The sequence below is a fragment of the Promicromonospora panici genome, assembly GCF_900608595.1.
GTDB classification, from domain to species: domain Bacteria; phylum Actinomycetota; class Actinomycetes; order Actinomycetales; family Cellulomonadaceae; genus Promicromonospora; species Promicromonospora panici.
Map to the genome: position 1 here is coordinate 227,371 of NZ_UWYY01000005.1, position 25,288 is coordinate 252,658.

Annotated in this window: 21 protein-coding genes and 2 pseudogenes; 10 read left to right on the forward strand and 13 right to left on the reverse strand. The window is 72.0% G+C overall.

The features are described 5' to 3' along the window. Positions 1-80: 80 nt before the first annotated feature. A complete protein-coding gene (ligD, locus tag EW117_RS30635) occupies positions 81-1,064 on the forward strand; it encodes a non-homologous end-joining DNA ligase (RefSeq protein WP_207211789.1) in 984 nt (327 codons plus the stop codon). 81 nt (positions 1,065-1,145) lie between these two features. Here ligD and EW117_RS07610 read toward each other — a convergent pair whose 3' ends face one another. Together EW117_RS07610 and EW117_RS07615 are read right to left on the reverse strand one after the other, a co-directional pair. After that, complete coding sequence (locus EW117_RS07610) at positions 1,146-3,317, reverse strand: DEAD/DEAH box helicase (RefSeq protein WP_129785295.1); 2,172 nt, start codon at positions 3,315-3,317, stop codon at positions 1,146-1,148. Positions 3,318-3,726: 409 nt separating this feature from the next. Then, positions 3,727-4,695: an endonuclease/exonuclease/phosphatase family protein gene (locus EW117_RS07615; RefSeq protein WP_129785297.1), complete on the reverse strand. Its 969-nt coding sequence runs from the start codon at positions 4,693-4,695 to the stop codon at positions 3,727-3,729. Between the two features lie 329 nt (positions 4,696-5,024). Here EW117_RS07615 and EW117_RS07620 point away from each other — a divergent pair, with 329 nt between their 5' ends. Further along, the gene (locus tag EW117_RS07620; protein WP_129785299.1) at positions 5,025-7,694 is read left to right on the forward strand and encodes a hypothetical protein; all 2,670 of its coding nucleotides are present in this window, start codon (positions 5,025-5,027) and stop codon (positions 7,692-7,694) included. Between the two features lie 94 nt (positions 7,695-7,788). On the opposite strand, the gene EW117_RS07625 is transcribed toward EW117_RS07620, so the two are convergent. Beyond that, positions 7,789-8,277 carry a hypothetical protein gene (locus EW117_RS07625; protein WP_129785301.1) on the reverse strand — a complete coding sequence of 163 codons (489 nt, stop codon included), beginning with the start codon at positions 8,275-8,277 and terminating at the stop codon, positions 7,789-7,791. Positions 8,278-8,557: 280 nt separating this feature from the next. On the opposite strand from EW117_RS07625, the gene EW117_RS07630 reads away from it, so the two are divergent. After that, positions 8,558-10,024 carry a family 43 glycosylhydrolase gene (locus EW117_RS07630; protein WP_207211790.1) on the forward strand — a complete coding sequence of 489 codons (1,467 nt, stop codon included), beginning with the start codon at positions 8,558-8,560 and terminating at the stop codon, positions 10,022-10,024. A gap of 137 nt (positions 10,025-10,161) precedes the next feature. Here EW117_RS07630 and EW117_RS07635 read toward each other — a convergent pair whose 3' ends face one another. Further along, complete coding sequence (locus tag EW117_RS07635; protein ID WP_129785303.1) at positions 10,162-11,403, reverse strand: M20 metallopeptidase family protein; 1,242 nt, start codon at positions 11,401-11,403, stop codon at positions 10,162-10,164. A gap of 252 nt (positions 11,404-11,655) precedes the next feature. Here EW117_RS07635 and EW117_RS07640 point away from each other — a divergent pair, with 252 nt between their 5' ends. Then, positions 11,656-12,315 (forward strand): HNH endonuclease family protein, encoded by a 660-nt coding sequence (locus tag EW117_RS07640; protein WP_242504145.1) that lies wholly within the window; start codon positions 11,656-11,658, stop codon positions 12,313-12,315. A gap of 137 nt (positions 12,316-12,452) precedes the next feature. Here EW117_RS07640 and EW117_RS29340 read toward each other — a convergent pair whose 3' ends face one another. Further along, on the reverse strand, positions 12,453-12,641 hold the full coding sequence (locus tag EW117_RS29340; RefSeq protein WP_207211791.1) for a sulfotransferase: 189 nt from the start codon (positions 12,639-12,641) through the stop codon (positions 12,453-12,455). Between the two features lie 47 nt (positions 12,642-12,688). Further along, positions 12,689-12,814, reverse strand: a pseudogene (locus tag EW117_RS29345) (short-chain dehydrogenase/reductase); the annotation flags it as partial. Positions 12,815-12,955: 141 nt separating this feature from the next. Between EW117_RS29345 and EW117_RS07650 the strand changes: the two are divergent. Continuing rightward, positions 12,956-14,821 (forward strand): LamG-like jellyroll fold domain-containing protein, encoded by a 1,866-nt coding sequence (locus EW117_RS07650; protein ID WP_129785305.1) that lies wholly within the window; start codon positions 12,956-12,958, stop codon positions 14,819-14,821. A gap of 31 nt (positions 14,822-14,852) precedes the next feature. On the opposite strand, the gene EW117_RS29350 is transcribed toward EW117_RS07650, so the two are convergent. From EW117_RS29350 to EW117_RS07670, 5 genes are all read right to left on the reverse strand, one after another. After that, complete coding sequence (locus EW117_RS29350; RefSeq protein ID WP_165362569.1) at positions 14,853-14,996, reverse strand: hypothetical protein; 144 nt, start codon at positions 14,994-14,996, stop codon at positions 14,853-14,855. A 31-nt stretch (positions 14,997-15,027) separates the two neighbouring features. Further along, positions 15,028-16,074 carry a LacI family DNA-binding transcriptional regulator gene (locus EW117_RS07655; RefSeq protein ID WP_129785307.1) on the reverse strand — a complete coding sequence of 349 codons (1,047 nt, stop codon included), beginning with the start codon at positions 16,072-16,074 and terminating at the stop codon, positions 15,028-15,030. Positions 16,075-16,168: 94 nt separating this feature from the next. Beyond that, entirely contained in the window at positions 16,169-17,305 is a 1,137-nt protein-coding gene (locus EW117_RS07660; RefSeq protein ID WP_242504146.1) for an NAD(P)/FAD-dependent oxidoreductase, read from the reverse strand. 5 nt (positions 17,306-17,310) lie between these two features. Continuing rightward, the gene (locus EW117_RS07665) at positions 17,311-17,886 is read right to left on the reverse strand and encodes an isoprenylcysteine carboxyl methyltransferase family protein (protein WP_129785309.1); all 576 of its coding nucleotides are present in this window, start codon (positions 17,884-17,886) and stop codon (positions 17,311-17,313) included. A 1-nt stretch (position 17,887) separates the two neighbouring features. Next, positions 17,888-19,003 carry a type III polyketide synthase gene (locus EW117_RS07670; protein ID WP_129785311.1) on the reverse strand — a complete coding sequence of 372 codons (1,116 nt, stop codon included), beginning with the start codon at positions 19,001-19,003 and terminating at the stop codon, positions 17,888-17,890. Between the two features lie 67 nt (positions 19,004-19,070). On the opposite strand from EW117_RS07670, the gene EW117_RS07675 reads away from it, so the two are divergent. After that, positions 19,071-19,928: a UbiA family prenyltransferase gene (locus EW117_RS07675; RefSeq protein WP_129785313.1), complete on the forward strand. Its 858-nt coding sequence runs from the start codon at positions 19,071-19,073 to the stop codon at positions 19,926-19,928. A 70-nt stretch (positions 19,929-19,998) separates the two neighbouring features. Next, the gene (locus EW117_RS07680; protein WP_129785315.1) at positions 19,999-21,597 is read left to right on the forward strand and encodes a phytoene desaturase family protein; all 1,599 of its coding nucleotides are present in this window, start codon (positions 19,999-20,001) and stop codon (positions 21,595-21,597) included. A gap of 61 nt (positions 21,598-21,658) precedes the next feature. Here the strand turns inward: EW117_RS07680 and EW117_RS07685 are convergent, their stop codons facing one another. Beyond that, positions 21,659-22,117, reverse strand: coding sequence for an SRPBCC family protein (locus EW117_RS07685; protein WP_129785317.1), 459 nt, complete (start codon positions 22,115-22,117; stop codon positions 21,659-21,661). 166 nt (positions 22,118-22,283) lie between these two features. Between EW117_RS07685 and EW117_RS07690 the strand changes: the two genes are divergently transcribed. The 3 genes from EW117_RS07690 (at position 22,284) to EW117_RS07700 (ending at position 25,082) form a co-directional block, all read left to right on the forward strand. Continuing rightward, the gene (locus EW117_RS07690; protein WP_129785319.1) at positions 22,284-23,084 is read left to right on the forward strand and encodes an SDR family NAD(P)-dependent oxidoreductase; all 801 of its coding nucleotides are present in this window, start codon (positions 22,284-22,286) and stop codon (positions 23,082-23,084) included. 44 nt (positions 23,085-23,128) lie between these two features. Continuing rightward, positions 23,129-23,575: an alternative ribosome rescue aminoacyl-tRNA hydrolase ArfB gene (arfB, locus tag EW117_RS07695; protein ID WP_129785321.1), complete on the forward strand. Its 447-nt coding sequence runs from the start codon at positions 23,129-23,131 to the stop codon at positions 23,573-23,575. Positions 23,576-23,687: 112 nt separating this feature from the next. Further along, complete coding sequence (locus tag EW117_RS07700) at positions 23,688-25,082, forward strand: FAD-binding oxidoreductase (protein WP_207211793.1); 1,395 nt, start codon at positions 23,688-23,690, stop codon at positions 25,080-25,082. Positions 25,083-25,124: 42 nt separating this feature from the next. Here EW117_RS07700 and EW117_RS30760 read toward each other — a convergent pair. Further along, positions 25,125-25,271 (reverse strand): annotated as a pseudogene (locus EW117_RS30760) (CGNR zinc finger domain-containing protein); the annotation flags it as partial. Positions 25,272-25,288 lie beyond the last annotated feature (17 nt).

Genomic DNA, 25,288 nt, shown 5'->3' on the forward strand with positions numbered 1-25,288 from the left:
CCGGCGTTGTCGGGAGAGATGAGCGAGCGGGCAGTTCGGCGTCGGTACCGTGACGATCTGGGATGAGGGTGTCAACGAACTTGCGAACCACGTACGAGGCGATGCTCGCGACGCTGGGTGACCGTGACGACGTCATCGGCCAGGGCGATCCGGACGAATGGGCGTTCGAGATGAAGTGGGACGGCATCCGGACCATGGCCCGCGTCGAGGAACAGGACGGGCGCACAGCCGTTGGTCTGACGAGCCGCAACCACAAGGACCAGGGCCCTGGCTACCCGGAGATCGTCGACGGACTCGGGCGCGCCGTGAGCGGCAAGGCGGTGCTCGACGGCGAGATCGTGGCGCTCGACACGCGAGGCAGGCCGAGCTTCGCCCGGCTGCAGCAGCGCATGAACCTCGCCGATCCGCGAGAGATCGGCCGGGCTGTCAAGCGTGTGCCGGCGCAGCTGTTCCTCTTCGACGTCCTGGAGCAGGACGGCGAGCCGCTCGTGGATCTGCCCTACACGGAACGGCGCGAGCGTCTGCAGGCGCTCGTGACGGAGAACGACGCCGTCAAGGTCCCGCCTGCGTTCGAAGGGGACTTCGACGGCGCATGGGAGAGCAGCAAGGATCTCGGGCTCGAGGGCGTGATAGCGAAGCGCCGCAGCTCGCGGTACGCCGTCGGGCGCCGGACCCGGACGTGGATCAAGGTCAAGCACGTCCGCACACAGGAGGCCGTGATCGGAGGCTGGCGACCGGGTAGAGGGCGCCGCGCCGGGACCGTAGGTTCCCTCCTGCTCGGGGTCAGCGACGGCGACAGCCGGATGCGCTACATAGGCCGGGTCGGGACCGGATTCTCCGAGCGTGACCTCGACGACCTGCACGACCGGCTCGAACGAATCACCCGCAAGACCTCACCGTTCGCTGACATCCCCAGGGCAGATGCGCGCGATGCCCACTGGGTCACGCCACGCCTGGTCGGAGAGGTCGAGTTCGCGGAGTGGACCAACGACGGTCGCTTGCGACAACCCCGATGGCGCGGAAGGCGCGAGGACAAGGATCCCTCACAGGTACGCCGCGAGTGACACCCGGTCGTCGTCCGTCCTCGACGCGCCGGGGTCTGGCGCGAGACCGACCCGATGACGAATCAGGCGGACTCAGTCGGTTCAGGCGGTGCCTTCGCCCGCGAGCGCGTCGGTCAGCAGCGTGACGAGGGCTTCGAGCTGAACGTCCGTGGACGAGTCGACGTCCTCCTCCCCCGCCCCGTCCAGTGCCCGCGCGGCCAGCCCGGACTTGCTGTCGATGAGCTCGGCGATCGTGGAGTCGATGGTCTGGGCCGCGATGATCCGCCACGCGGTGACAGGTTCGGCCTGGCCGATCCGGTGGATCCGGTCGATGGCCTGGGTCTGCTCGGCGTAGGTCCAGGACAGCTCGGCCAGCACCAGGTTGGAGGCCACCTGAAGGTTCAGCCCCACGCCGGCGGCCGTCAGGGAGCAGACCACGATCGACACGTCGGGGTCGCCGGTGAACGCGGCGATGCTCTTCTCGCGCGCCTTGGGCGTCTGGTCGCCGCGGATCGAGACGTAGCCGATGCCGCGGTCGGCGAAGGTCTGCTCGGCCTGGTCCATGACGTCGACGTGCTTGGCGAAGAACACCACCTTGCCGACGTTGCGAGCCAGCTGCGCGGCGTAGTCGGCGGCCAGCCCGGCCTTGGCCTGGCCGATCCGGCGGACCATGGTGAACACGTTCTCGCCACCGGCCTTCGAGCTCGAGTCCTTGAGCTCGGCCGCCGCGACCCGGCGCGCGAGGGCGAGGTCTATCCCGCCCACGGCGGCGTCCACGGCCCCGTCGACGACGGCGTCGTCGGCACGCGCCTCGACCGCGGAGCGGTAGCGACCGACCAGACGGCGGGCGAGCGCGTCCTCGGAGGCACGGATCGAGCGGCCCGCCGCGCTGTCGAGCTCGACCGGCAGGTCCGCGACCCGGCGGGCGGGGATGTCGGCGACGACGTCCGCCTTGCGGCGGCGCACGATGCCCATGTCGATCACGCGGGTCCTGGCGGCGGAGTAGAACCCCGGGTCGGCCGGGGTGAGCCCGGTGTCCTCGAGGGAGCTCAGCAGCGTGGCGAGCGGCTTCGTGTCGTCGATCCAGCCGAGGAACTGCCAGATCGCCCGGAAGTCCTCGATGTCGTTGATCAGCGGGGTGCCGGTGAGCGCCATCAGGAGCGGCCGGCCGGTCCGGGCGCGGATGCGCTCGGAGACGGCGAGCACGTGCTGGGAGCGCTGGGAGCCCTTGTTCTTGATGAAGTGCGCCTCGTCGACGATCATGCCGCGGAAACCGAGGTCGCCGAGCCAGCCGACGTGCCGGTCCAGGATCTCGTAGTTCACGATCACGACGTCCGCGAAACCGTCGACCTGATCGCCGTCGCCATGGACCACCGTCGGCCGACGCTTCGGCGTCCACATGTCGACCTCGTGCGCCCAGTTCGTCTTCACGACGTTGGGCGCCACGACCAGCAGCGGGTATGCGTCGGCCGCCTGGGCGGCGAGCAGTGCCTGGGCGGTCTTGCCGAGCCCGGGCTCGTCGGCGAGCAGGAAGGTGCGATGCCCGCGGGCCGTGGCCTCGACGACCTGGGCCTGGTGCGGCATCAGCTTCCGGCCGTGGGCGGCGGACACCGAGCGGGGCTCGGGCAGCGGCATGCAGGCGGGTGCGCCCGGGCCGGCGTGCTCGAAGGACCGGAAGAGCGGCTCGAGCAGCTCCCAGCCGGCCAGCCGGCGGACCTGCGGGGTCACCCGCTCGGCCGCGGCCGCGAAGTCCGGGGCGAGGAACGGGTTCGCCATCTGGCGGGAGATCACCGAACGAGGCACCACCCGCTTCTCGGCACCGGGCGCCGGAGCGGGCGGCGCGGCCGGCGGGGGCTCCTCGGGCGGCTCCAGTCCGCCGGCGCGCATCACCGTCGCCTTGTAGGCACGCGCCGCGTCGGAGACGCGCGCGTCCTCGGCGAGCAGCTCGAGCAGCGAGGTGTCCCGAGCAGCGATCCGCGCCAGCAGCGTCGCCACCGAGTCGAGCCGCTTGAGCTGCTGCGTCCGCTTGGACTCGGTCAGGGTGCTGTCGCTCCTGACCCGGGCCCGCTCCTCGCGCATGAGCAGCGCGACGACCTGGAACTTCGTGCGCACCGCCTGGCGCGTCGGAGGTCGCCGCACAGCACCGTCGACGTCCCGCGCGACCTGTGCGAGCACCGGGATGATCCCCTGCTCAGCGGGCCGCGCGGCGCCCCGGCGCTTGGCGCCGGACTCGGTCCGCGTGCGACCGGACCGGCGTTGGCCTGGTCGTGCCACATCTCCTCCTTCGTTACATCCCTCATGCACCTGCGGTACTGCGCGCCATGCCACGTCCGCGCGCCCAGGACGGCGAGCAGCGGACCACCCGGCCCGTGCGGCAGGTAGCCCGGGCCGGGGCGCTCTGATCGGCCTCCGGTGTCACCGCGCGGCGTCCCGCCTGCGCCGCCCGCGACTCCGCGCTCACGCCGATAGTGACACGCCGCCGGGATGTTTCCGTGAACACGGGTGAAAACCAGTCCTGCGAGGGTTGGCCCCAGCTGGCGCGCGTACGACCCGGAGCCATGGCCGGCTGAGTCCTACCAGTTTCCCATCACTCCGAGCTGGTGGGCGAGGCGACCGATGTCGTCGGACTCTACCTGGTTCCGCCGCGGAAATAACCATGATGAAAGGGCTCACTCCCTTTCGGCTACTCGGTTACGAACTCCAGCCACAGCGGGTAGTGGTCGCTGATGCGCCAGGACGCCTGGGACTTGGTCAGGTCGCGCAGGGCGTGCGGGATGAAGTCGAAGTTGCCGCCGTGCCCGGTGTAGGTCAGGCCCTGCAGGAGTGAGGGCGCGTCGGGCTGGGTGGGGTCGCTGAACCACGCGATCTGGTCGTACTGGTGATGATTCTTGTCGTCGTCGAAGATCGTGCGCGGGACGTCGTTGAGCTCGGCCGGTGGCCAGAGCCCCGTGGAGATGAAGGCGTCGAAGAGCGGGTCGTCGATGCGGTCGAGGTTGAAGTCGCCCAGGACCAGCAGGTTGCGGTTCCAGTCGTCGGGCCGGTCGGCCCACCCGCGCATCCACTCGGCGAAGGCGGTCAGCTCGCCGATCCGGTCGGCCGGCGACTTGCCCCACAGCACGTGCACGGTGGTCAGGATGAACTCGGTCGCCTCGCGCACGAAGCCGGCGGCGTACGGCGTGCGGGCGAACTGGTCGACGTCGCTGCTCGCCTCCGCGGGAAGGACGATCTCGCCCACGAGGCCGGAGGGCTGGACACGTTCGGCGTCGTACACGTAGGCCAGACGCTCGCCGTTGCCGGGGCCACCCTCGGTGACGTCGGAGGCGATGACCTTGTAGCGCGGGCCGAGCAGGTTCAGCAGCGCGAACAGGGCCGTGGTGTTGCGCCGGGTCTCCTGCACTGCGGTCACGTCGAACCGCTGGACCACCTCGGCGATGCAGGCCAAGGCGTGCCAGTCACGCTTGGGACTGTCGTCCTGGGTCGACTGCCACTTGTGGGTGAGGTCGCCGAACGCGCGCAGGTTCCACGTCCCGATCAACAAGTTCTTGCTCGCCTTGGCGGGGATCTGGGCCGCAATGGCGGCACGCACCCGGTCGACATCGTCGGTGACCGCAGCAGGGACCGGGCCGGGCGGCGGGCTCGTGTTTTCACCCATGTCGGGCTCCTCCGACAGTTCGGGACCTTCCGATATCCGTAGGGAGGGCGATCAACACCGGCGAGTACCACCAGGACGACGGAAGCCTTTGTTCTCGGCCCTCATGTCCGAAGGCATCGCCCGATCGATCGACCAACTTCAGGCCTGACCGAATTTCGTGGCAATGCCACCATTTCGCCCGTAACTTGATCCGCGGCGGTGTTGCCTCAGAGGGCACGCACATCGCGCTGAGTCGTCGGTGTGCCCTCAGACAGGGGCGCGTGATGGTGCGGAGAAGTGACAGATTCGGCGGCCGACCAAGACGGTGGTTCGTCGGCATCCTGGCAGCGTTGCTGGTGCTGTCGCCGGGCCTGGCAACGGCGTCGGCTTCCCAGTCGGTGCAGGCCAAGTCGGTGCAGGCAGAGACCTCGGACGACCAGGGCGGCCTGCTCGACGGGCTTCTCGACGGGCTCGTCGGGCCTGGGAGCGACGAGCCGGATCCGGGGAGCAGCTCCCCCGTTCCGAGCCCGTCCAGCAGCGACGGCGAACCGGCGGCCGGCGGCACGCCGGACCCGACCGACGGCGCCTCGGAGCCTGCCGACGAGACCGGCAAGGCCGGTGAGCGTCCCGCGGCGAAGGGTCCTAGCGCCCAGGACGACCCGAACGGCATCGACCCGCTCGCGGCTCCGAAGGTGGCCAAGACCTGCCGCGACACGTACAACGTCAAGGGCACGCCGAGGCCCGGCACTCTGCCGGGCGAACGCCCGGGAGGTCCGTACCAGTACCGCAGCCAGGGGGACATCGCGCGGACGTACGACCTCAACTGGCCCCGTCTGGCGCTGTCCGGCCTGAAGCCGCCCACACGCGGCCAGCTCGCCAAGATCGACGTGGACAAGAAGTACGACAACGCGACGCCGGACCACGCCTACCAGCACTGGAAGAAGCACGTAGACAAGCACACGGAGAAGGGCACCGACCCCGGCACGTTCGAGGACTACCTCGCGTACAGCTACATCAACGGTGAGGGGAACGGCCGCCGAGGCCCGGCGTACGAGCAGGACGTCGCGGAGTTCATGGAGCTCGGCGGTGACGAGTGGTACTGCCAGTACTCGATCAAGGAGAACCACCCCAAGCTCTTCAAGGAGATCCGCGCGGAGATCCACAAGGAGGAGTTCGATCGGCACAAGGCGGCGGGCAAGACCGACCGCGAGGCCAAGAGGCTCGCAGACAAGTTCGTGAAGAAGGACCGGGTGGTCGACTTCGCCCGGCGAGACGCCGCCAAGAACATCAAGCACGTGATGGACGCGAAGGCCGGCAAGGTGCAGAACGCGTGGCAGGAGCGGTTCGACCAGAAGCTCGCACAGAAGACCAGTGCCCGGGCGACCGTCGTCGGCCGGAACGTCACACCCGCCGACCAGCAGCGGCTCGCCGGCCGTGGTATCGGGCACCACACGTACGCCCCGGTCGAGCGCAGGGTCTACGTGCCCACCAAGTCCACAGCGGTGCCGAACGCGTTCCGGACGCACCGGATCCCCGGGGCGAACCTGCACATGTTCCCCCAGAGCCCGGTGGCCGATCTGGCGCGCCAGTCCGGCCGGACCCCCGACGACGCCCGGCGCATCGCTGACGCGTTCCGCAGGGCGCCGAGCGCGGGGAACGCCGTCCGAGCCCCGGGCGGCATCGACTGGACCTCGCTGGAGCTGCGGTACATCACCGAGCCCGTCGAGGGCGAGGGCATGGAGTACTCCTTCAAGGCCGGCCTGAACGACGACGAGGCCAACCCGTCCTGGGGCGGCCAGGGCAGGCTCGACCTGGCGTCCGACTCGTTCTTCACCTGGCTCGCGCTGCACCCGAACCGTTTCTGGGTGAACCTGCACCCCGATCAGCCGGACGTGATCGTCGACGACAAGTTCGCCGAGACGGACGCGGGGCGGGTCCTGCTGGAGGCGGACCTGGAGATGAAGCACGACTTCGCCCGCCTGATGGCGCCGGGCAACCCGGTCGGCGACCGCTTCTGGGACTCCCTCGAGCACGAGAACGGGGCCCCGTGCTGGAGCGGGTACCGCATGTGGATCGAGCCCCACCCGGCGCAGGTCCGCGAGGAGGACGGCAGGTTCTACATCATCGACGCCCCGCTGAACGTCAGCGTCGAGCCGTGGGACACGCTTCCTGGCCCGGCGTGCGACCAGCCGCAGTGGGTCCAGGACCACAACGACCGCCAGATCCAGGAGATCATCGCCCCCGAGGTCGAGGACATCGTGAACGCGGACGCGCGGTACGCCGAGCTGCGCACGGTCTACACGTCCCGTGTGGCAGCGGAGTGGGTCAAGGAGCGCAACGCGGAGCGTGCTGGTGCCTACAACTCGATCATCGGCTCCGACGACGCGACCGAGTGGCCGTCCCGCACCGAATGGGACCGGGACGAGATCTTCGCCGAGTACCGCAAGTCGTACTACGAGGGCGACTTCCACTTCACCCGGGAGTACGAGGAGGACGGCGTGGTGCTCGAGTACGAGTTCTACACGGGTGGCGTGATGTTCGACAAGCAGCCCAAGGAGAACATCAACCGGGTGCGCTTCCAGGCAGAACACCCGGAGATGCCGGTCACCACGAGCCAGTCGACGCTGGAGACCGTGCGGTACGGCGACACCGACAGCAGCACCGGCTACCTCGGTGGGGACACCGTGGTCGTGAGCGATCCCGGCCCGAAGCCCACGCCGACGACGCCCCCGCCGTCCGGTCCGCCGACGCCGGCTCCGCCGCCCGGCACCGGGGACGGCCCTGAGCCCGAGCCGTCGCCGACCAAGGACCCGGTGCAGCCGCCCGCGGACGGCGCGGACGGCCCCGACGACGGTGAGCTCGCCGCGACCGGTTCGTCGGGTACCGGTACTGCGGTGCTGGTCGCGAGCCTGCTGATCGCTGCGGGCGCGGCGCTCATCCTGTGGTCCCGGTACCGGCGCGCAGGTGGGCAGGCTGAGCTGGCGGCGTCCGGTTCGGAAGGGGAGCACCAGGAGCCCTGAGGTTCCCACTACGGGCGCGGCGCCTGACCTGTGACGACGGTTGACTCGATGTCATCCCTCGTCGCGGGTCGGGTGCCGTGCCCGACTGCGTTCGTCACTTGCCGAGACGGATCACCGCCTGGTTGCCCCGCACGTCGACGACCGAATAGGGAAGGCCGTTCGCCGTGAACAAGCCCCCGACCACACCGACGGCGTGGATGTTCTGACCCGGACCGTCGAAGTCCGCACCTACGCTGTCCTTCTCGATATCGGTGATCTCGAACGTTTCCATGCCGCCGGCGACGCTCGGGTCCAGCGCGAACTTCGTCCCCACCGTCACGAGCACCTCGCACGCGCCATCGGCGCAGGCCTTGTACCGCTGGCCGTCGGCAGCGCGGAGCGGCTCGGGCTTCGGCTCGGGCTCCGGTGACGAAGGTTCTGGCTCCGGCGTGGGACTTGCGGCGGACGCCGTGGGGGCGGGTGACGACACGGACGGCGTCGGGTCCTGCGCAGACGGGACGGCATCGGGAGCGGCACCGCCCGTGCACGCGGAGAGCGCCAGGGCGAGCCCGGCCATGACGAGCGGGGCAGGGTGGCGAAGCATCAGATCCTCCTGGTCGGTCGACATCTGCGTTTCTACCGACTCGCACCCGGGAGGGGTCCCAACCGCGTCGCCTCCGCGGTATCGCCCCGCACAATCTTGCGGCTGGCGGTGCACCTGGCAGGGATCGTCAGCGATGCTGATCTGCTCACCAGACGTCGCGCCCCATGAACCGCTCGTCGGCGCAGCAACCCGCGCACCATCCGCCTTGACCAAACAGCCCCGACTCCGCCAGAGTTCGCCATGTTAGCGCTCACATCGCCGATGACGAAGGAGTCATCCCGTGCCCTCATCGCCCCTCGCCACCGCACTGCCGCGGTTGTGCCGTCGGCTGCTCGCGGCGGGCACCGCCGCCCTCGTGGCCCTCGCCCTGATACCCGTCGCTCCGGCGTCCGCCCAGTACATCGACGTCCCGAACCCGATCGTGGAACAACGCGCCGACACGGCGATCTACAAGCACACCGACGGCTACTACTACATGACCGCGTCCGTGCCGGACTACAAGCGCGTCGAGCTGCGCCGCTCGCAGACCCTCGCGGGCCTCGGCTCGGCCACCCCGGTCACCGCGTTCACCGCGCCGTCCAGCGGCAGCCTGAGCGGCTGGATCTGGGCGCCCGACATCCAGTACGTCGACGGCGCCTGGTACATGTACTTCTCGGCGTCGCCGGACTCGTCGCGGTTCGCGCAGCGTCTGTACTGGATCCGCAACACGTCGGCGAACCCGACGACGGGCACCTGGTCGGCACCGCAGCGCATGACGACGGGCTGGGAGTCCTTCCAGCTGGACCCGGCGTCGTTCACCCTGAACGGCACCCGGTACTTCGCATGGGCGCAGGACAGCCCCAGCACGAGCTACAACAGCCACATGTACCTGGCGCGCATGACGTCGCCGACGACGATCGACACCGCCACCGCGATCGAGATCGCCCGGCCGACGCACTCCTGGGAGATGGAGGGGGTCGCCGGCGTGGTCGAGGGACCGTCCCCGATCGTCAAGAACGGGCGGGTCTTCGTCGCGTACTCGGCGTCCGCCACCGACTCCCGGTACAAGCTCGGCGTGGTGTCCGCGTCGGCGTCGGCCGACCTGCTGTCGCCGTCCTCGTGGACCAAGCGGTCGACGCCGGTCTTCCAGACGGCGAACGGCGTCTACGGGCCCGGCCACGGAAGCTTTACCGTCGCCGAGGACGGCGTCACGGACATCCTCGTCTACCACGCCCGCAACTACGCGACGCCGAACCCCGACGCCCTGACGGACCCCAATCGGCACACCCGGGTCCAGCAGCTCTACTGGGCGGCCGACGGCCACCCGTTCTTCGGCCAGCCGCAGGCGACCGGCTCCGGACAGCCGGGCATCCGTGGGCGGCACAGCGACAAGTGCGTCGACGACTACGAGTGGAACACCGCCGACGGCGCCCTGGTCAAGCTCTACACGTGCAGTAACGCTGCGGCGCAGAAGTGGGAGTTCAGCTACGTCGGCGGGTACTACCGCATCAAGAACCTCCACGCGGCCAAGTGCCTGGACAACCTGAACGGTTCGACGGCGCTCAACGCCGACGTCGGCCTCTGGACCTGCACCGGCGGCACCAACCAGGACTGGTCGGTCATCGACCGGGGCAACGGCTGGTTCTCGCTGCGCAACCGCACCAGCGGGCTGTGCCTCGACAACTACGAGTGGGACACCGCCAACGGCGCGCGCCTGTCGATGTACACCTGCAACGGCGCAAACGCCCAGCTCTGGCGCCGGGGCTGACCCCGCGAGTTGACCACGGCAGTGCACGGTGGCTGATCCGACTTCGGTCGGACCAGCCACCGCGCAACCCACCGAAGTCAGACCAGTACCGTGCAACCGACCGAAGTCGAAAGGCGCCTACCCCGTCGTTCTAGGGCCTAGTGCGCAACGCCGGCGGCGGCGTCCGGCCGGAGCTCGACCAGCTTCGCCAAGGTCGTGACCGCCAGCTCGGCCAGGGCCGCCGCCTGCTCGCCGAGCAGTGAGTCGTCGAACCGGACGGTCGCCGAGTGGTTGGACGGCGCGCCCTCCGCGGACACGTCGTCGGGCCGGGCGCCGAGCTGGATGAAGCATCCGGGCACCCGCTCCAGGACGAAGGAGAAGTCCTCCGCCCCCATGATCGGGTCGGGCCGCTCGAAGACCCGCTCCGCCCCGTACAGCCCGGTGAGGACGGTCTTCGCGTGCTCCCACATGTCGACGTCGTTGACCGTCACCGGGTACTCCTGCTGGAAGTCGACGTCAGCGGTGCAGCCGTGCGCGCCCGCCACGCCCTGCACGAGCCGCGGCAGCTCGGCCGCGAGCTGCTCCAGCGACGCGTTCGACAGGGTCCGCACGGACGCCTGGAGCTGGGCCGTCGACGGGATCACGTTCGACGCCGTTCCCGCATGGAACTGGCCCACCGTGATCACCACCGGGTCGAACACGTTGATCCGCCGCGTCACGTAGGACTGCAGCGCCATGACGACCTCAGCCGCGACCGTGACCGGGTCGACCGCCATCCAGGGCGACGAGCCGTGACCGCCCTTCCCGCGGACTGTCACGCTCAGGATGCCGTTGCCGGCCCAGGCGGGGCCCGCCTTCGAGACGAACAGTCCCCTGTTGTACAGGCCCGTGACGTGGATCCCGAACGCGGCGTCGACGGGCGTGCCGGCCGCATCGAGAACGCCCTCCTCGATCATCGGGAGCGCCCCTCCGGGACCCTCCTCGCCCGGCTGGAACATGAAGACGACGTTGCCCGCGAGCTCGTGCTTCCGCGCGCTGAGCAGCCGCGCGGCGCCGACCAGGCCGGCCACGTGCAGGTCATGCCCACACGCGTGCATGGTTCCGGTGGTCGAGGCGAACGGCTCGCCCGAGTCCTCGACGATCGGCAGGCCGTCCATGTCGCCGCGCAGCAGCACGGTCGGCGTCTGCCCCGCCGCCCCTCGGAGGTCCCCGCGCAGGACGGCCACCACCGAGCTGAGCCCTGCACCCGTCATGATCTCCAGCGGCAGACCGCCCAGCGCCTCGAGGACCGCCGCCTGGGTCTTGGGCAGGTGCAGGCCCAGCTCGGGGTGCTGATGGAGCCTCCGCCGCAGGGCGACCAGGTCGTCAAGAATCAGCGCCGCATCGTCCACCAGTCCCACGCTGCCAGCCTCCAAGAATCGTCGTGTCGTCTGACCCAAGTTGACCACAGCACTTTCTGCCGGAAGGGGACCCCGCCTGGCAGAAAGTGCTGTGGTCAGCTCGCTCCGTGCTGGGGCCCCTAGGTCGGCTTTGGCGACCTGCGCCGGAACCGCCGCGCGAAGATTTCACACCCGCGCCATTGCCACAAAACGGACTCTTTACCCGAGGCGGGCACAGTGTGAGCGTCGCATCGTCTGCCCGAAGGGTCCCCAGTGACGCTCTCGCCGAGAATCTCCCTGAACAGTCTGCTCACCGCCGTCATCACGCTGCTGCTGTTCGCCGCGATCACGCTCGTCGCCGCCCCGCCCGCCGGTGCGCTGCCGCCCGGGACGCCGTCCAAGGCCACCGCACAGTCCGAGCTCAACGCCCTGACCGTCCGCTCGGAGGAGTCGATGACCGGCTACTCCCGCGACCTGTTCCCGCACTGGATCAGCCAGGGCAGCAACTGCAACACGCGGGAGACGGTGCTCAAGCGCGACGCCGACTCGGTCACCGTCGGCGCCGACTGCTACCCCACCTCCGGCAGCTGGTACAGCTACTACGACGGCGCCACCTGGACCCAGGCCTCCGACCTGGACATCGACCACATCGTGGCCCTGGCCGAGGCCTGGCGCTCCGGCGCCCAGCACTGGACCACCAGCAAGCGACAGAGCTTCGCCAACGACCTCAACGGCCCGCAGCTGATCGCCGTCACCGACAACGTGAACCAGGCCAAGGGCGATCAGGACCCCTCCACCTGGCAGCCGCCGCGGTCCGGCGCCCGCTGCGCGTACTCGAAGTGGTGGATCCACACCAAGTACAGCTGGGGCCTGCACCTGCAGTCCGCGGAGAAGTCCGCGCTGCAGAGCATGCTCAACACCTGCTCGTACTGAACTGCTCGTACTGAGCCGCGCTGAGTCTGAGCCGCGTTCAGTCCGCAGGCCGCGGCGTCGTGGGCACACGCCCACGACGCCGCGGTTCTCGCGCTATGCCCGTTCGCCTCGGGATGCCGCGTGAGCTCGAACATGTGTTACGTGGGCCCGAACCCGGGGCGATCCAGAGCCGCCTCGAGCGAGCTGGTGCCCGTGCGGGGCAGTCCCGCGCCGATGACCTTCAGGAGGGCCTGCGCCGCGGCTGCCGGATCGCCGGCGGGCTGGTCCTTCATGACTCCGGCCAGGCGCACGCGCAGCCCGTCGTAGGCCGGGTTCAGCGTGGCCATGTGGCCGTTGTCGAGCGGGTCCGGGTTCTTGCCGCTCCGGGTGGCGACAGATCGTCCAGGCTGGTGACGTCCCGGGCGCTGGCAGCCACCCTGTCGCCCCGGGACAGCGCGGCCTCGACGAAGCTGCGGCCCAGGCCCCGCGACGTACCGGTGACGAACCACGTCTTGGTCATGAAGTGTTCCCGTCCTGTGGTGAATACGTGTTCACCCTGACGACGGGGCGGGCGGCGCGAGTGACACCGCCGCCCTGATTGGTCAGCCCCCGTTCCACTGCGCGTCACCCCGGCGCCAGCAAGCCCCGCCACGATCGAGGCGTGGAAAACAAGCTCTCCCGCCGGTCCCTCTTCCGGGCCGCAGCGGCTGTCCCGATCATCTCAGCGGCCTCCGCGAGCGCCGCGACGACGTCGGCGTCCGCCGCGCAGGCACCCGCCGCGCCGACGACGCCGAACGGCGGCCGGCCCGACACGACCGCTCCGCAGTTCACGATCGCCGTCCTGCCGGACACCCAGTACCTCCTGGACGACGGCGGCTCCGACGCCGAGCCGGTGCATGCCACGCTGCGCCACCTGGTGCGCGGGCAGGCGCGGGACAACGTCGTCTTCATGACCCACCTCGGCGACGTCACCGAGCACGGCACCGCGACCGAGATGCGGGCGGCGAGCCGCGCGTTCGACGCCGCGGGCCGGCTGCCGTACAGCGTGCTGGCCGGCAACCACGACGTCTCGGGTGACGACCAGCGGGGTGACACACCGTACCTGCGCACGTTCGGGCCGCAGCGGTTCTCGCGGATGAGCACCTACGGCGGTTCGTCCGCCGACGGTTACAACAGCTATCACGTGGTCCGCGGCGGCGGGCGGGAGTGGCTGGTCCTGGCGCTGGACTGGCGCCTGTCCGACGCCGGGCTCGCCTGGGCCCAGGGGGTGCTGGACGAGCACGCCACGCTGCCGGCGATCCTGACCACGCACGACCTGGTCTGGGCCGAGGACGACGGCCGTGCCCACCTGTCCGACCACGGGCAGCGCCTCTGGGACCGCTTGATCCGGGGCAACGACCAGATCTTCCTCGCGCTCGGTGGGCACTACTGGCCGTCGGGCCGCACGACGATGACGAACGACGACGGCAACCCCGTGCACCTGCACATCACGAACTACCAGGACCGCTACTACGGCGGCGCGGGCATGGTGCGGTACTACTCCTTCGACCTGGCCCGCGGCGTGATCGACGTCGAGACGTTCTCGCCCTGGCTGCTGGCCAAGGGCGATCCGACGCCGCTCGAGGCGGAGCACGTCGAGCTCAGCGGCGATGTCGACCGGTTCACCGTCGAGATCGACTTCGACGAGCGGTTCGCCGCGTTCGCCCCGCCGCTGCTGCCGGCGCCGCGCCCGCCGTCGGCCGTCATGCCGCGGGGCACCGTCGCGTACTGGCGGTTCGACGAGGCGGGGGTCGCCGCGGCGGTGGCCGACGGCGCCCCGGTGGCGCCGGGCACCGTCGCCCGCGACCTGACGGGCAACGGCAACGACCTGACCTCCGAGCTCCTGCACACCAGCCGCCCGGAGGCGCTGACCTGGTCGGCCGAGCATCACGACGCCCAGCCGGCGCACGCGAGCCTTCGGTTCGACGGCGGCAAGCAGCCCGACCGCGGCGCGGTGCTGCGGACCGGCCCCGACTCGCCGATCAACAGCGCGAAGTTCGAGTCCGGCTACACGATCGAGACGTTCCTCAAGCTGCCGGAGCCGTTCGAGGGTGACCACTCCTGGATGGGCATCCTGAGCTGGGAGGGTCGTGCCGGCGACGCGGGCAAGCACAGCGGCTGGTCCGACGACGAGCCGACGTGCAGCCTGAACCTGTCGGGCGAGCGGTTCCTGCAGTTCGTCGTCTATCCGGTCCCGGTCGACGCCGACCCCACCTCCTGGAGCCACGCGATCCCGGTGGGCCGGTGGATGCACGTCGCGATAGTCAACGACGGGCGGCACACGGTGATGTACGTCGACGGCTCGAAGATCGTGCGCAACGCCGCCGAGGAGTCGCGGGGCATCTCCACGCTGGGCAAGCCGTTCGTCATCGGCGCCACCCAGTCCGCCGAGCGGTACGAGCAGGGCTTCTACGGCTGGATCGGCGACACGAGGATCGTCTCCCGCGCGCTGCGGCCGGAACAGTTCCTCACGGCGAGGGGCCGCTGAGGCGTCGCACCGGGATCCGGGCCGACGGCGTCTACCTCGTTCGGGCACCCTGCCGGCAGTCGCTCGGCAGCGCGTAGGGACAGTACTGCTCCATCTGTGGCTGGACCTGGTCCTGGACGTCCCGCAGCGCCTCGTCGACGGAGCCCAGCAGGACCGCCTGCTGGGCGGTGTCCATCGCGTCGAAGAGCGTCGAGCACAGGGCTCACCTACACCGCGGCGTCGGCGGCGTCCGGCTCGGCGAATCCCGTGGACTCCCGGCGCACGATCCGGAAGGGCGGCTTGATCAGCCTCGGCTCCTGCCGAGGCCCCTGCTCGTCGATCCGCTCCACGAGCAGGTCGACGGCGATCCGCGCGATCTCGGCCCGCCCCGCGTCCACGGTCGTCAGCGACGGGACGGAGAACCGGCTCTCGTCGATGTTGTCGAAACCGATGACCGCGACGTCGTCCGGCACCCGCACGCCCGCCGCGGCCAGCTCACGCAGGGCGCCGAGCGCCAGGCCGTCGTTGAGGCAGAAGAGACCGTCGAACGGCACCGTGGAGCGGAGCAGCTCGCGCGTCGCCTCCGCGCCGTTCCACTGGAACCAGGGCGCCGCCACGCGGACGAGCTCGGGGTCGTCGGGCAGCCCGGCCTCAGCCAGCGCCTCGCGGTAACCCTTGATGCGCAGGTCGGCCGCGCGCATCTGCACCTGACCGTCCGGATGGGCGCCGATGACGGCGATGCGGCTGCGCCCCACCTCGATCAGGTGCTGCACGGCGGCCTTCGCCGCGCTCGTGTTGTGCATGGTGACGTGATCCGTCGGCCCGCCGAAGATGCGCTCGCCCAGCAGCACACTGGGGAACCGGTCGGTGAGCAGCTCCTTGTCCTCGGTCCCGAGCCGTTCGGGCGCGTAGAGCAGCCCGTCCGTCAGGTACGGCCGCCGACGGGTCACGACATCGATCTCGCGTTGCCGGTCGCCACCGGTCTGCTCCACCAGGACACCGAGGCCGCGCTGCTCCGCGGCCCTGATGACCTCGTCGGCGAGCTCCGCGAAGTAGTTCTGCCGCAGCTCCGGCACCGACAGCTCGATGACACCCGTCCGGCCCGACCGCAGCCCCCGCGCGGACAGGTTCGGCCGGTAGCCGAGCTCGTCGATCGCCCACTGCACCCGGCGTCGCGTCTCGTCGGCGACCCGCGGGAAGTCGTGCACCACGTTGGACACGGTCTTGGTCGAGACGCCGGCCAGGCGAGCGACATCCTGCAACGTCACGCTCACGGCCCGCCCCCTCGTTCTCCGCGCCGACCTCCGCACCGGCTCACGTCGAAACCCTACCGGCGTCGTGTCCTGAGCAGGACCACATCGCCGGAGGTCAGCGTGCCAGCCGCTCGACGACGGCGCCGTAGAGCCACGGCGCCCGCGACGCGGCGGGCACGATGGCCCGGCGGGCAGGGCTGGAGGCCCAGGCGAGCAGCCCGGTGGTGAGCGCGCGGTAGTCGCGGGTAGCCGTCCGCCACGCGCGCTCGTACGCGTCGGCGTCGTCGAGGTGCCGGACGGCGGCGTCCGCCTGGGCGAGCCCCACCCGGACGCCCTCGCCGGTGAGGGCGTCGACGTAGCCCGACGCGTCGCCCACGAGCCGCACCCGTCCGGCGGAACGCCGACGCGAGCGCTGGCGCAGGGGACCCGCACCGAGCAGCGAACCGGTGTCCGTCGCGGTGGCGAGCCGTGCGCTGAGCTCCGGGAACTGCGCACGCAGCAGCGCGTCGAACCCCGTACCGAGCACCGCACGAGGCCCGAGCAGCGCGACGCCGACGGTATCGGCGCCAACCGGTGTCACGTAGGCCTCGGCGTGCGGCGACCAGTGCACCTCGACCAGGTCGGTCCACGGCTGGACCTGAAAGTGCCGGCGCAGGCCGTAACGGTGGGACGCCGGCCGGGCGGCGCGCGGGCCGGTGCCGACGTCGAGCCCAGCGAGCCGGCGAACCGTGGAGTGCAGGCCGTCGCACCCGAGCACCCAGCCGGCCCGCAGCGTGACCGGGGCTCGTCCCGCGCCGACGCCGTCCACACCGACGCCGTGCGCGCCTGTGCCGTCCGCGCCGCCGGGCGCCACCTCGGCTTCGACCCCCGTGGCGTCCTGCCGCAGGCCCGTGACCCGGCCGTGCAGGAACGACGCACCGACGTCGGCCGCGCGCTTCCACAGGGCCTCGTGCAGAGCGGTGCGCCGGACGCCGCGGCCCGGCCCGGCGGCGAACCGGTGGTCGGCGTGCCGGCCGGGGGCCCGGTAGCTGATCCCGGCGAGCGGATGGCCCGGCGGGTCGGCGCCGAGCGCCTGCACGGCGCACAGGGCGCCGGGGAACAGACCCTCTCCGCATGCCTTGTCGAGCGTGCCCGTCCGCCGGTCCGTGACCAGGACGTCGAGCCCGGCGGCCCGCGCGTGGATCGCCGCCGCCAGTCCGACCGGTCCGCCACCCACCACCAGGACATCCGCGTCCAGGCCGCCGTGGCGCACGCTCCTCACCGTGCCCCGTCCGGGGTCGCGTCCACGGCGCCGTCCGGGCCCGCGTCCATGGCCCCGCGCGGGGCCGACCGGAGCGCTCGCTCCTCGGCCGGGATGCGGAAGCGGGCCAGCAGCATCGCGTTCAGCACGGTGAAGGCCACAGCCGTGACCCAGCTCGTGTGCACCAGCGGGAGCGCGAAGCCCTCGACCACGACCGCCACGTAGTTCGGGTGACGCATCCACCGGTACGGTCCGGCGGACACGAGCGGCAGCCCCGGCACCACGATGATGCGGGTGTTCCAGCGGTGCCCGAGCGTCGCCACGCACCACCACCGCAGCGCCTGGCTCGCCAGCACCAGCACGAACATCGGCCAGCCGAGCCATGGCAGGAACGGCCGGTCGGCGAGCACGGCCTCGAGGACGCAGGCCACCAGGAGCCCGCTGTGCAGCGCCACCATCGCCGGGAAGTGTCCCCGCCCCGACTCGACACCGCCGCGGGCGAACGACCACCGTGCGTTGCGGGTCGACACGACGAGCTCGGCAAGGCGCTCGACCGCCGTCGCGCCCACCAGTGCGATGTAGAACCCGAGCATGTCAGCGGTCCCCCAGGTTCAGCAGCACGAGCTCGCACGAGACGCCCGGGCCGAAGGCCATCAGCACGGCGGGCGAACCGGGCGGAGCGTCGGAGTGCGCGAGCGTCCTGGCCAGCACGTCCAGCACGGACGCCGACGAGAGGTTGCCCGCGCAGGCCAGGCTCGCCCGGCTCTCCCGGACGGCGTCCTCGGGCAGCCCGAGGGCGTCCCGGACGGCGTCGATCACGCGCGGCCCACCCGCGTGCACCACCCAGGTGGGCACCTCGGCGGGCGTGAGGTCGTGCTCGGCGAGCAGGCTCTTCACGTCGGCGAGCAGGTGCGCGCGCAGCAGGTCCGGCAGCCCGGCGGAAAGCACTATCGCGAACCCGGTGTCGCGTACTTCCCAGCCGAGCGCGCCCGTCGTGCCCGGGTAGAGCCGCGAGCGCGTGTCGACCACGGTGGCCGTGCGCCGCCGTCGGCCCGCCGCCTGCCGCGGTGCACCGTCACCCGGCTCGGCCCGGGCCAGGGGGTGCGCCGCACCGACCACGACGGCGGCCGCGGCGCCGTCACCGAACAGCCCGGAGGCCACCACGTTGGCCGTGGAGGCATCGCCGTGCTGCAGGGTCAGCGAGCACAGCTCGACGGACACCAGCAGGGACACGTCGCTCGGCCGGCCCAGGAGGTGGTCGTGCACGCGCGCGAGCCCACCGGCGCCGCCCGCGCAGCCGAGACCGAACGACGGCGTGCGCCGCACGTCGCTGCGCAGGCCGAGCGGCTCGGCGAGCAGCACGTCCAGCGACGGTGCCGCGACCCCGGTCACCGAGGTGGCGAACACATGGTCGACGTCCCCCGGTTCGAGCCCGGCGGCGGCCAGCGCCCGCCGGCACGCGCGCTCCGCCAGCAGGGCGCCCTCCCGGACGAAGACCGCGTTGGTGGCACCCAGGGAGTGCAGCCCCGCGTACTCCTCCAGCGGTAGCACCAGGTGCCGGTGATCGACTCCGGCGCTCGCGTGGAGCCGGCGCAGCAGCGTGATCCGTGCCGGATCTGGCGTCACCAGCGGCCCCACGACGTCGGTGATCGCCTCCTGGGCGTACACATTCCCAGGCAGAACGGGCTCGACCGCCACGACATACGACATCTCAGCATGGTGACGCAGGACCCGACCACCCGCGCGGCGAGGCCCCGGCACGACTAGCGTGCGGTCCATGCTCACCGGCACGGAGACCCGCCGCCTGGCCCGCGGCCTCGTGGTCGCGAGCCACGCCGCCCCGGCCGTCGTCGTGACCGGGCTGGCCGCGGCCCTTGCCGCCGCGCTCGGCTCCGACGGGTTCACGATCGTGCTGGTCACGCTGGCGGTCGGCACCGGCCAGCTCTCGGTCGGGTGGTCCAACGACTGGATCGACGCGGCCCGCGACATCGCCGTCGGGCGCACCGACAAGCCGGTCGTGGCCGGTCTGGTCACCGCCCGCATCCTGCGCACGGCGGCGTTCGCGGCGCTGGCCGCGTGCGTCGTCGCGTCGCTGGCGCTGGGCGTCGTGCCAGGGGCCGCCCATCTCGTCGCGGTGGGCGGCGCCTGGGCGTACAACGCCCGCCTCAAGGCGACCGTGTGGTCCTGGTTGCCCTACGCACTGTCCTTCGGGCTCCTGGCGGTGTTCGTCGTGCTGGCGGCGCCCGGGTCACGCGTCCCGGCGGGCTGGGCCGTGGTAGCGGCGGCGCTGCTCGGCGTCGGGGCACACGTCGCGAACACCCTGCCGGACCTGGAGGACGACGCCGCGACGGGGGTGCGCGGCCTGCCGCATCGGCTGGGCCGCCGCGCCTCCGGCGTGCTCGCTCCGTGCGTCCTCGTGACGGCGGTCGCGGTGGTGGTCACCGGCCCGGCCGGTTCCCCGGGACCCGCCGCGTGGGCCGGCGGCGCGGTCGCGGCCTGCCTCGCCCTCACCGCGGGTGCCATCGCTCTGGCGCGGCCGCACAGCCGTGCACCGTTCGCCCTCAGCATGGGGGTCGCCGTGGTGTGCGTGGTGCTGCTGGCCCTGGCGGCGACGGACATCGCGGTGGCCCGCTGAACCTGGCGTGGCGCACTGGCGACGGGCGTCGATCGTGGGCACGCTGGACCGGAGCCGAGGGGGAAGGCGGATGGTGGACATCGTCGTGGACGCGGTCGTCGTCGGGGCCGGGCCCAACGGGCTGGTGGCGGCGAACGCGCTCGTGGACGCCGGGTGGGACGTGCTGGTGCTCGAGGCGCAGGACACCCTGGGTGGCGCGGTACGCACCGCCGAGGTGACGGCGCCCGGCTTTCGTACGGACCTGTTCAGCGCGTTCTACCCGCTTGCCGCCGGCTCGCCGGTGATCCGGGACCTGCACCTCGAGGACCACGGGCTCGCGTGGTCGCGCGCACCGTCCGTCCTGGCCCACGTGCTCGACGACGGCCGGGCCGCCGTGCTGCACGCCGAGCCCGAGGACACCGCCGCGGCCCTCGACGCAGACGCCCCGGGCGACGGCGACGCGTGGCTGAAGATGTTCGCCGGCTGGGAGCGTGTGCGCGACCCGCTGCTCGACGCGCTGTTCAGCCCACTGCTGGCAGCGCGCCCGGCGTTGCGGCTGCTCCGCCGGCTCCGCGTCGGTGGAGCGCTGGACCTCGGCCGCCTCGCCGTCCTGCCCGTGCGGCGGTTCGCGGACGAGACCTTCCGCGGCGAGGGCGGCGGGCTCCTCGTCACGGGCAACGCGATGCACGCCGACGTCCCGCCTGACGCGGCAGGGAGCGGCCTGTTCGGCTGGCTGCTGGCGATGCTCGGCCAGGACGTCGGCTTCCCGGTGCCGGTGGGCGGCGCCGGATCGCTCGCCGACGCACTCGCCGCGCGGGTGCGGGCCGGCGGCGGCGAGGTCGTGACCGGGTCGCGCGTCGAGCGGGTGCTGGTCGCGCGCAACCGGGCGGTCGGCGTCCGGACCGCGGACGGCGAGCGGATCCGGGCCCGGCGCGCGGTGCTCGCCGACGTGAGTGCCCCCGCCCTGTACCGGGACCTCGTCGGGACGGCGCATCTGCCGCCCCGCCTGGTGCGCGACCTCGACCACTTCCAGTGGGACCACCCGACGTTCAAGGTCAACTGGGCGCTCGACCGCCCGCTGGCATGGGCCGCCGAGGCGGCACGGGATGCCGGGACGGTGCACCTGGGCGTGGACCGCAACGGCTTCGTCGACGTCGCCGCCGCACTGTCGAAGGGCGAGGTCCCCGAGCGGCCGTTCCTCGTGCTGGGGCAGATGACGACGGCGGACCCGACCCGCTCCCCTCGCGGCACCGAGTCCGCGTGGGCGTACGCGCACGTGCCCCACGGCGTCGACTGGACGGCGGACGCGGTCGCCGAGCAGACGGACCGCATGGAGGACGCCCTCGACCGTGTCGCGCCAGGCTTCCGCGACACCGTGGCCGGCCGGAGCGTCCAGGGCCCGGTGGACCTCGAGGCCGCGGACGCCAACCTCGTCGGCGGCGCCATCAACGGCGGCACCTCGGCGGTCCACCAGGAGCTGGTCTTCCGGCCGACGTCGGGACTCGGCCGACCGGAGACGCCGGTCGATGGGCTGTACCTCGCGAGCGCGTCGGCCCACCCCGGCGGCGGTGTGCACGGCGCCTGCGGGTGGAACGCCGCGCGCGTCGCGCTGGCGGCGTCGAACCGGTGGGGCGTGCTCCCGCGGGCGCTCGTGCGCAGCGCGTGGGGGCGGCTGCTGCGCGACGTCTGAGGGCGGGCCTCGCCGTGCGCCGCACTACCCGCCGCACGGTTTCCTGCCTGGTGGTCAGTGGTCAGCCCGGGTGCTGCTCGGGAGCTCGTCGCTCCGCGATGAGCGCGAGTCGCCGCAGCGTCTCGACGTTCCGCGGTTTGATCACGGCGCTGCGGACCGGCCTGGGCACGAGCATGCCGGGACCCTTGTTCGCGTCCTCCGTGACGCGGATCCGGCACCCGCTGCCGGTCGGTGCGGGGTCGACCTCGATCAGGACCCGCGCCTCGCCCGCGGGCCAGCCCCGCGCCTGCAGTTCGATCGAGCGCTGAGGGTCCCACGCGCGTACGACCGTCTCGTCGTCGAGCAGGACGGGCCACATGCCCACGGAGTGCATGATTCGACTGCCGGTCTCCGGCCACGTCGGGTCGACAGCCCGGATGCGCGCCGTGCCGACCACCCACGTCGAGTACGACCAGCCGTCGGCGAGCACCGCCAGGACCGCGCCAGGAGTGCACCGGGCAGTCCGCGTGACGGTCACCATGGTCCGACTGTAGCGGCGTACCGGGCACTGGCAACTGGCCACAGGTACGGCCCACGGCCGCACATGGGCGAACGACGTGGGGCGGCGTGCGGGCGGATGCAGTCCGTGCCAAGGTCAGCAGGACGGGCTTCGAAACGAGGAGCGGACACGAGAACGGGAGCGCCCGATGACCGAGGACAAGGAACCGGCGGAGCTGCCCGAGGCCGCGCTTGTCACGGGCGCGTCCAGCGGTATCGGGTTCGCCATGGCGCATGAGCTCGCGCGGCGGGGTCACGACGTGATCGTCGTGGCCGAGCGTGGTGTGGACGAGGCCGTGCGCGGGCTGAGCGAGCACATGGACGCCCGGGTGACCGGCCTCGAGGTCGACCTCGCCACGCCCTCCGGCGTCGAGGAGGCCGTGGCTCGGGCACGGGACCTCGGGGCGCGGACGTTCGTGCTCAACGCCGGGATCGGGGTCCATGGACCCTTCCTGCACACCACGCTGCAGGACGAGCTGCGAGTCGTGGACCTCAACGTCCGCTCCGTGGTGCATCTCGCGCACCTCGTCGTCCCCGACCTGGTCCGGACAGGCACGGGGCGGATCCTCGTCACGTCGTCGATCGCCGCGACCATGCCCGCCCCGCTCTTCGCCACGTATGCGGCGTCGAAGGCCTTCCTCCGCTCGTTCGCCTGGTCGCTGCGCGACGAGCTGGCCGGCACCGGCGTCACGGTGACGACCGTCCTGCCGGCAGCGACCCGCACGCCCTTCTTCCGGGCGGCCGAGATGGAACGCACGCACATCGGGCGAGCCCCGAAGGCCAGTCCACGGATGGTGGCCCGCCGCGCGGTCGACGCGCTCCTGGACGGCCGGGCGGAGATCGCTCCCGGCCTGCAGGCCAAGGCGATGGTCGCGACCGCCTGGCTGCTGCCGCAGCCCGCGCGCTCGGCGTTCCACGGCTGGTTCTACGCGCCGGGCGCACGGCGGTGACGCCCCGGACCGCCTGAGACCCGACCGCCTGAGACGATGGGCGCATGCCCTCACCCGTGCGCCCCGGCCTTCCGGTCACCCCGGCGCTGGCCATCCCCCGGGCCGAGCTCACCGAGCGGTTCTCCCGTTCCTCCGGCCCGGGCGGCCAGGGCGTCAACACCACGGACTCGCGCGTCGAGCTGTCCTGGGACGTCGGCCGGTCGGCCGTCCTGAGCGATATCCAGCGCGAGCGCGTCACGGAGCGGCGCGCGGACCGCCTCGTCGACGGCGTCCTCACGGTCGTCGCCTCCGAGCACCGGGAGCAGCGGCGCAACCGCGACGCCGCCGCCCGGCGCCTCGCGAGTCTCGTGGCCGATGCACTGGCCCCTCCCCCGCGAACCCGCCGCCCCACGCGTGCCACCCGCGGTTCGCAGGAGCGCCGGCTGACCGCCAAGAAGCAGCGGTCCGCGACCAAGCGGTTGCGGTCGTCGAAGCCCCGGCGCGAGGACTGACGGGCCTCCTCCAGCCGGTGACTTCGGTCCCATGCACCCTTTCCGACGGCGAGATCGGTCAGATGTGGCGTCCATACCGCCCACGTCGCCGGGAAGATACGATCCGAGACCGATGATCCGTACCGAATCGTCCGCGCTGGCCGCGGCCCTGCAGACCGCCCTGCCCGACGGCGCCGTGCTCACCGACCCTGAAGCCGTAGCGGCCTACGCCCACGACGACGCCGAGTGGGCCGACTACGCGACGCCCGCCGCCGTCGTGCTCGCCACCAGCCTCGACGACGTCGTCGCGGCCGTGCGGACCGCCGCCGAGCACGACGCGCCCGTCGTCCCGCGGGGCGCCGGCACGGGCCTGTCCGGCGGTGCGAACGCGATGGCCGGCGCCGTGGTGCTGTCGCTGGAACGCATGACCCGGATCCTCGAGGTCAACACCGCGGAGCGCTACGCCGTCGTCGAGGCCGGCGTGCTCAACGACGACCTCCGCAAGCACGTGGCCGGGCACGGGCTCTGGTATCCCCCGGACCCGGCGAGCCAGGCGATCTCGACGATCGGCGGCAACGTCGCGACGAACGCGGGCGGGCTCTGCTGTGTCAAGTACGGCGTGACCCGCGACTACGTGCTCGGGATGACGGCGGTGCTCGCCGACGGCTCGGTCGCCCGGCTGGGCCGGACCACCGCGAAGGGCGTCACGGGCTACGACCTGACGGGGCTCCTGGTGGGCTCCGAGGGCACGCTGGGGGTCATCGTCGACGTGACCCTCAAGCTCCGCCCGCTCGGTGGCCGCGAGGACCGGGCGATCGTCGGCTGGTTCCCGTCGCTGTCGGACGCCGGCGACGCCGTGGCCGCCGTCTCGGCCGCGGGCATCGTGCCGGCGGCGCTGGAGCTCATCGACAGCACCTGCCTGCGCGCCGTCGCCGACTGGCAGGAGTGGACGCTCCCCGAGGGTGCGGCCGCCCTGCTCCTCGCGAAGGTGGACGAGCCCGGCGGGGCTGGAGAAGTCCTGGCGGAGCAGGTCGCCGCCCTCTTCGAGGACGCGGGCGGCACCCACGTGGAGCGCGCCTTCACCGCGCACGAGGTCGACCGGCTCTTCCTCGCCCGCCGTCTCGCGTACCCCGCGCTCGAACGGCTCGGCCCGGTGCTCACGGAGGACGTCTGCGTCCCGCGCGGCGCCGTCCCCCAGATGCTCAGCCGCATCGAGAGCATCGCCGCGGAGGCCGACGTCGTGATCGCCAACATCGCGCACGCCGGTGACGGCAACCTGCACCCGCTCATCATCGCGCCCGACGGCGACGACGCGGCGAAGGCCCGCGCGAAGACCGCCTTCGACCGGATCGTCGACGAGTGCCGGGCGCTCGGCGGCACGGTCACGGGCGAGCACGGCGTCGGGCTTCTCAAGCTCCCGGGTGCGGCCGCGGAGCTCAGCCCCGTGACGCTCGCGATGCACCGGGCGATCAAGGACGCGCTGGACCCGCGCGGGCTGCTGAACCCCGGCAAGGCGTTCCCCGGCTGAGGCGTCAAGCGGCTTCGCACGACCGGCAACCCTCGCGCGATGGGCGGCGACCCGCTCCCGGGTCGCGCATCGCCGGGAGCAATAGCGCTGGTCCGGCCCGCTGCCCACAGCGAGGAAGACGTGATCGCAGCCGGTCGCCTGGCAGACCCTACCGGGCAGCTGCTGCCGGTCCCAGATCAGTACGGCCATCGCCAGGCAGGCCGACG

Bases quoted from the DNA above. Each gene is read 5' to 3' on its own strand.
- EW117_RS07680 (WP_129785315.1), top strand. From the start codon at position 19,999: ATGGTGGACATCGTCGTGGACGCGGTCGTCGTCGGGGCCGGGCCCAAC.
- EW117_RS07685 (WP_129785317.1), bottom strand. From the start codon at position 22,117: ATGGTGACCGTCACGCGGACTGCCCGGTGCACTCCTGGCGCGGTCCTG.
- EW117_RS07665 (WP_129785309.1), bottom strand. From the start codon at position 17,886: ATGCTCGGGTTCTACATCGCACTGGTGGGCGCGACGGCGGTCGAGCGC.
- EW117_RS29350 (WP_165362569.1), bottom strand. From the start codon at position 14,996: ATGGACACCGCCCAGCAGGCGGTCCTGCTGGGCTCCGTCGACGAGGCG.
- EW117_RS07670 (WP_129785311.1), bottom strand. From the start codon at position 19,003: ATGTCGTATGTCGTGGCGGTCGAGCCCGTTCTGCCTGGGAATGTGTAC.
- EW117_RS07615 (WP_129785297.1), bottom strand. From the start codon at position 4,695: ATGGGTGAAAACACGAGCCCGCCGCCCGGCCCGGTCCCTGCTGCGGTC.
- EW117_RS29340 (WP_207211791.1), bottom strand. From the start codon at position 12,641: ATGGCCACGCTGAACCCGGCCTACGACGGGCTGCGCGTGCGCCTGGCC.
- EW117_RS07625 (WP_129785301.1), bottom strand. From the start codon at position 8,277: ATGCTTCGCCACCCTGCCCCGCTCGTCATGGCCGGGCTCGCCCTGGCG.
- arfB (WP_129785321.1), top strand. From the start codon at position 23,129: ATGCCCTCACCCGTGCGCCCCGGCCTTCCGGTCACCCCGGCGCTGGCC.
- EW117_RS07690 (WP_129785319.1), top strand. From the start codon at position 22,284: ATGACCGAGGACAAGGAACCGGCGGAGCTGCCCGAGGCCGCGCTTGTC.
- EW117_RS07700 (WP_207211793.1), top strand. From the start codon at position 23,688: ATGATCCGTACCGAATCGTCCGCGCTGGCCGCGGCCCTGCAGACCGCC.
- EW117_RS07675 (WP_129785313.1), top strand. From the start codon at position 19,071: ATGCTCACCGGCACGGAGACCCGCCGCCTGGCCCGCGGCCTCGTGGTC.